The organism is Xenophilus azovorans DSM 13620 (assembly GCF_000745855.1).
GTDB classification, from domain to species: domain Bacteria; phylum Pseudomonadota; class Gammaproteobacteria; order Burkholderiales; family Burkholderiaceae_C; genus Xenophilus; species Xenophilus azovorans.
On record NZ_JQKD01000125.1, the window covers coordinates 1 to 1,867 of the forward strand.

The 1,867-nt window shown below is 62.5% G+C and carries 1 protein-coding gene and 1 pseudogene; both read left to right on the forward strand.

Features of this window, described 5'->3' with window-relative positions; genetic code table 11:
• Positions 1-465: pseudogene (locus Q392_RS26325) on the forward strand (hypothetical protein); the annotation flags it as partial.
• Positions 466-713: 248 nt separating this feature from the next.
• On the forward strand, positions 714-1,867 hold a 1,154-nt coding region (locus Q392_RS26330), incomplete at its 3' end, for a S8 family peptidase (RefSeq protein ID WP_211260317.1).

A 1,867-nucleotide genomic window follows, 5' to 3' on the forward strand; every position in this document is an offset into this window, starting at 1 on the left:
GTTTCCAAAGTGTCCATGTGTCCACGCAAAAGTCCGTGGACACAAGCATCCTTGGCCGGCTATCGAACTTCAATGTGGGTTGGCCGGACGCATACTCACAGCCTGATCGTCGCGGCAACGAACCATCCGGAGATCCTCGACTACGCGCTGTTCCGCCGCTTCGATGATGTGCTGGAGTACCACTTGCCCACCGTAGAGCAAGCCGGTGAACTGATTCGCGCTCGGTTGGCGCGCTTCGCACCCAAGCCGCTGTCCTTGAAGGCACTTGCCGCGAAAGCTCAGGGCCTGAGCTATGCTGAGATTCGCCGGGCAGTGGACGAGGCGATCAAGGAGGCCGTCATGCACGAAGGAGACCGTGCATCGGCGCAAGCGCTGGGACGGGCGTTGGAGGAGCGGCGTCGGTTGAGCGAACGACTCGAACATAACAAGAAGTCATCCAGCGATGCCGCAAGAACAGGCCGATAAACGTCCCCACCTCGTCCTTCACAACACCTCCGAGGCTGTGCCGTTCACGGCACGCAGCCCGGGAGGCGGCCCGACGCTGCTCCCGACGAGAGATCGTCAAACGCACGGGCAGGCACTCCAAGGGCAATGGCAAGCGCTGAAGCCGCTGGCGGCTGAAGCGGCGCAGGCTCAGCGCGACCAAGGCTTGGAAAGCGGTGTGGGCCTGCAGGCCCGATGTCGAACTGGCTTTTCAGAGCCTGGGCAACGAAATGAAGCACATCGAGTTGCTCAGTGTGCGCAAGGCGGGCGACGTTGCGTACGCGAATGTGTTTGTCCCGGACGGCAAGCTGGCGCACTTCGAGTCTTACGTTGCCGACTATCTGGCCGATCGCAAGGGAGAGTCTGGACGTTCGCTCGACCACAAGGCGTTGATCCACACCATCGCGTCCATCCGTCGCGCGGAACTGCGTGCGCTGTGGACGGACGACCCGAACCTGTTGCCTGCCGATGTGGCCACCGCGTTCTGGTGGGAAGTTTGGCTACCCGTGCGCGAGGATCGTCAGAAAGTCGTGGAGGACTTTCGGAAACTCGCGCAATACGCCGGTTGCGAGGCCAGCACGCACCAAGCGAACTTCCCCGAACGCACCGTCGTGATGATGTACGGGTCGCAGGCACAGTTCAGCCAATCCGTGATGCTGTTGAATTGTGTGGCCGAACTCCGCAAGGCAAAGGACACGGCCGAGTTCTTCGATGGCATGGGTGTGGAAGAGCAAGGTGCCTGGATGAACGACATGTTGGCCCACGCTCAATGGCCGGCCGTAGAGACCCCGCACATTTGCCTACTCGACTCCGGGGTTAACCGTGGTCATCCGATGTTGGCGCCGCTCCTGGACGGGGCTGACCAGCACACGGTGAATCCAGCCTGGGGAGTCGACGACACGGCCAACCATGGCACGGGGTTGGCAGGCTTGGCGGCGTATGGGGAACTCGCGGTCGCAGTCGGGCAGGCAGCCCCAGTGGCTGTCACGCATCGTCTGGAGTCGGTCAAGCTCGTGTCCGCTGAAGGGGACAATGCCGGGGACGCAAAACATCATGCCTATCTGTTCGCCGAAGCGGTGAGTCGACCGGAGATCACGCAGCCTGAACGCCAACGGGTTTTTGCAACTGCGGTAACGGCGTCGGACTACCGTGATCGCGGGCGTCCTTCATCGTGGTCCTCGATGCTGGACCGCCTTGCGGCCGACGTCGACGGCGCAGGGGAGTCACCTCGCTTGTTCGTTCTGGCATCAGGCAACACACGTGATCATGATGCCTGGATGGCGTACCCGGACACCTTTCGGCGCAGCGCTGGCGTCAGGTCCACGGCGGTCGGACCGCCGGCGACCGCGGCCTTCAGAACTACCAGGCAACCGCACTCCCGGGG